Here is a 4,113-nt window from a genome sequence, read left to right on the forward strand (position 1 = left end):
ACCTGCAAGTTCCTCTCACAATCGTCATGCGGCCGTAACATCAGCGCCTCCACGGGGCGTGAGCGTCAGACTCGAAGACCCAATGCGCCTCGTGGGCACGGAACTTCTGGTCGCACGTGCGCCCTCCGTGTGCGAAATGGGGGGTCGTTGGGGAGGCACACCCCCGCTCCAGCTAACTGCGGTTTTGATGGGGCCGACACGAGAGCATGCCGACTCCATCAAACTTCGGGCACTCCGCCAGGAGTGCCCTCGAGATCAGCCGATCACTGCAATCCACGGCCCGCCGGCGGTTGCCCACCCAAGCAACATGGGCCCGGCGTATGTGCAGTCCTGGCGAACCCGCTGCCCATCAGCGATCGCATCTCGAACGGTGTGCTGACATGTGTACTCGGACGCGAAGGTCAGCGTTCCCGTTTCGACTCCCGTTGCGATCTGCCCGGCACTGATTGTGCTCGCTACGAGCCCAACAGCCAGCACGCCACCCGCAAACCACTTAGTTTTCTTGATCATCTCGTTCTCCTTCTCACCCTCATCGAGACCTCATAGTCTCGATCTAAGATGTTACCTGCTAGGCGTTTCTTTACCTGCAAGTTCCTCTCACAATCGTCATGCGGCCGTAACATCAGCGCCTCCACGGGGCGTGAGCGTCAGACTCGAAGACCCAATGCGCCTCGTGGGCACGGAACTTCTGGTCGCACGTGCGCCCTCCGTGTGCGAAATGGGGGGTCGTTGGGGAGGCACACCCCCGCTCCAGCTAACTGCGGTTTTGATGGGGCCGACACGAGAGCATGCCGACTCCATCAAACTTCGGGCACTCCGCCAGGAGTGCCCTCGAGATCAGCCGATCACTGCAATCCACGGCCCGCCGGCGGTTGCCCACCCAAGCAACATGGGCCCGGCGTATGTGCAGTCCTGGCGAACCCGCTGCCCATCAGCGATCGCATCTCGAACGGTGTGCTGACATGTGTACTCGGACGCGAAGGTCAGCGTTCCCGTTTCGACTCCCGTTGCGATCTGCCCGGCACTGATTGTGCTCGCTACGAGCCCAACAGCCAGCACGCCACCCGCAAACCACTTAGTTTTCTTGATCATCTCGTTCTCCTTCTCACCCTCATCGAGACCTCATAGTCTCGATCTAAGATGTTACCTGCTAGGCGTTTCTTTACCTGCAAGTTCCTCTCACAATCGTCATGCGGTCGTAACATCAGCTGCTCCGCGGTCTCTCCCAGGCATTGCCCAGGCTGGGCCTGCGCGGCACTCGCAAGGTCCGCCGGTAGGCTCGCGGGCATGCGCCGCCACGACGAAGCCGACCGCTCCACGGTCGCGCGCCATGCGACTCTCCCCACGCCCGGGCCCGCCAAGGGCTTCCTGAAGATCGCCGGGATCACGCTGGGCGTCATCCTCGTGTCCGCGATCGCCGTCGCCGCGTTCATCGTGACGGACTACTTCAATCGCTTCAGCGACGGTGCCGTCACCCTCGAAGACGCCCCCGAGGTGGAGCCTCCCCAGATCGGCGCCTTCCCCGGCGAGTTCAGCATGCTCATCATCGGCACCGATGAGTGCGGCGAGGTCTCCACCGGGCTTCTCGGAGAACGCTGCTCGGAGGCCGACGGCGGCATCCTCAACGACGTGAATCTGCTCGTGCACGTCTCGGCAGAGCCCCGCAACGTCACGGTGGTCTCGCTCCCCCGCGACCTGATGATCGAGACCCCGGAGTGCACCCTCCCGGACGGATCCGTCGCCTCCGCGACCAACAAGACGCAGATCAACTCGATCTTCCAGCGCGCCGGACTCTCCTGCGTCGCGAAGACGGTCACCCAGCTCACGGGCATCGAGATCCCGTTCGCCGCGAAGATCGCCTTCGACGGAGTGATGGAGGTCACCGACGCGATCGGCGGTGTGGAGGTGTGCATCGGCGGAGAAGGCATCCGCGACCGGCACACGGCTCTCGACTGGGAGCCGGGGCCGCGCACCGTCTCGGGCTACGAGGCGCTCCAGTTCATCCGCACCCGGCACGGTGTCGGCGACGAGAGCGACATGGCCCGCGTCTCGAACCAGCAGCAGTACATGTCGCGCCTGGTGAAGAAGATCATGAGCGACGAGGTGCTCAGCGATCCGGGCAAGGTGCTGGGACTCGCCGACACCGTGGTCGACAACATCGACCCGAGCGACGAGCTGGCCAATCCCGTCCGGCTCGCACAGCTCGCGCTCTCGATCAAGGACGTGCCCTTCTCGGACTTCGTCTTCCTGCAGTACCCGGTGTTCGGTGACCCCGACGACTCCGACCGGGTCGTCCCGAACTATGACGCGGCAGCCACCATCTGGGACGCGCTGAAAGCGGGCCAGCCCGTGCAGCTCACCGGCGGCGTCAGCAACAACGGGGGCGTCGAGCTGGTCGAGCCCGCTCCGGGCACCGAAGGTGAGACACCGGCCACCCCTCCGTCCACGGACGCGCCCGCGACCCCGGCGCCGCGCGCGACGCTCGACCCGGCCATCTCCGGTCAGACGGTCGAGCAGGAGACCTGCGCCAACGGCAAGCTGCGCTGACGCATTCCGTTGACGCGTAGGCTCGGGCCATGGGCCGGAACCGATCGCGCGACGTCGAGCACCCGCAGGCCCGCCTGGACCACGGGGGCATCGCCAGCATCGTGCCGTCGGAGTTCACCAGCGGGTTCGAACTCATCGTCGACGACACCCCGCAGTCGCACGTCGACCTCGATGACCCCACACACCTGCATTTCGAGTACATCGTGCGCATGGGCGCGGTGATCGATCAGCTCGCGCCCGGGCCTCTCACCGCCGTGCACCTCGGCGCCGGCGCGCTCACGATCCCCCGCTACATCGACGCCACCCGCCCCGGCTCCCGCCAGCAGGTCATCGAGCTCGAAGCGCCGCTCGCCCAGCTGGTCCGCGAACATCTGCCGCTGCCGAAGGGCGCCGCCATCCGCATCCGCATCGGTGATGCACGGGAGGGAGTGGGTCGGCTTCCGGGCGCCCTGCAGGCGAGCTGCGACCTCGTGGTCTCGGATGTGTACTCCGGAGCGCAGACGCCCGCCCACCTCACGAGCGTCGAGTTCTACCGCGAGCTCTCCGGCCTGCTCGCTCCCGGCGGCGTGCTGCTCGTCAACGTCGCGGACGGCCCGGGCCTCGCGTTCGCCCGCCGCCAGGCTGCGACGATCGCCGAAGTCCTGCCCGAGATCGGCATCCTCGCCGACACGCAGGTGCTCAAGGGACGTCGGTTCGGGAACCTCGTGATCGCGGCATCCGCCTCTCCCCTGCCGACGGAGTGGCTGCCGCGGATGCTGGCGGCCGGCCCGCACCCGGCGAAGATCGTGCAGGGCGCCGAGGCCGAGGCCTTCCTGCAGGGGGCGCGGGTCGTCACGGATGCCGATGCCGTCGCGTCGCCTCGTCCCGACGCCTCACTCTTCCTCCGCTGACCTCGACCGGATCGATCGGGTGTGCCCCGGCCGTGCCGCGGTATGTCACGGGTCGGATGCGCCGACCAGGGCGCGCCGCCCCGACGAGCGCTCGACCGGAAGGCAGACTGGACGGGGACGCTGCGGAAGGAGAGCAATGAGTTTCATCCGGGGATACGACCAGGAGACGCTCCGCGAAAAGGTCGATCTCGACGAGTGCGCGACGCGCCTTGCCGAGATCGAGTCGCAGCGCAGCCTGCCCGCACTGCTCGAGCGCGTGTGGTTGCTGAAGGTGCTCGACCGTCTGGACGAGGCGCTCGTGCTCGCCGACGAGACCGTGCGCCAGGCGCGCATGGCCGGCACCCGCAAGGACGTGCTGCGCGCTCGAGTGCTGCACGCCACGATCCTGCAGTATCGGGGGGCACACGCCGCTGCCGAGCAAGAGCTGGCGACCTGCGCGACCGAGGCCGAAGGCCAGCGCTGGCTGTCGATCGCGGCATTCGCGTACCAGCACCACGGCAAGAACGCTTATGAGGCCGGCGACTACGAGACGGCGCGAGAGAGCTTCAAGCAGTCGCTGTTCCTGCGACGCGAGTCCGGCGCAGAGGACCGCGAACTCGAGACCGTGCTGCTCGCGATCGAGGCCGCCGAGCGCCGCCGCCCCTCGCAGCTCGTCGCGGGCTGAGCATGCCCTGCG

General features: G+C 66.9%; 5 protein-coding genes. 3 read left to right on the plus strand and 2 right to left on the minus strand.

Annotation, left to right across the window (positions count from 1 at the left end; genetic code table 11):
* Positions 1 to 255: 255 nt before the first annotated feature.
* Positions 256 to 510 carry a hypothetical protein gene (locus ACNPM4_RS12520; RefSeq protein WP_448985903.1) on the minus strand — a complete coding sequence of 85 codons (255 nt, stop codon included), beginning with the start codon at positions 508 to 510 and terminating at the stop codon, positions 256 to 258.
* Positions 511 to 837: 327 nt separating this feature from the next.
* A complete protein-coding gene (locus tag ACNPM4_RS12525) occupies positions 838 to 1,092 on the minus strand; it encodes a hypothetical protein (RefSeq protein WP_448985903.1) in 255 nt (84 codons plus the stop codon).
* 195 nt (positions 1,093 to 1,287) lie between these two features.
* On the opposite strand from ACNPM4_RS12525, the gene ACNPM4_RS12530 reads away from it, so the two are divergent.
* The 3 genes from ACNPM4_RS12530 to ACNPM4_RS12540 all read left to right on the plus strand — a co-directional run bounded on the left by ACNPM4_RS12530 (position 1,288) and on the right by ACNPM4_RS12540 (position 4,101).
* Complete coding sequence (locus ACNPM4_RS12530) at positions 1,288 to 2,547, plus strand: LCP family protein (protein WP_448985904.1); 1,260 nt, start codon at positions 1,288 to 1,290, stop codon at positions 2,545 to 2,547.
* Between the two features lie 29 nt (positions 2,548 to 2,576).
* Positions 2,577 to 3,437, plus strand: a complete 861-nt coding sequence (locus tag ACNPM4_RS12535) for a spermidine synthase (protein WP_448985905.1) — start codon at positions 2,577 to 2,579, stop codon at positions 3,435 to 3,437.
* Between the two features lie 136 nt (positions 3,438 to 3,573).
* Positions 3,574 to 4,101, plus strand: a complete 528-nt coding sequence (locus ACNPM4_RS12540) for a hypothetical protein (protein ID WP_029261824.1) — start codon at positions 3,574 to 3,576, stop codon at positions 4,099 to 4,101.
* Positions 4,102 to 4,113: the final 12 nt, after the last annotated feature.

This window comes from Microbacterium umsixpiens, assembly GCF_053543675.1.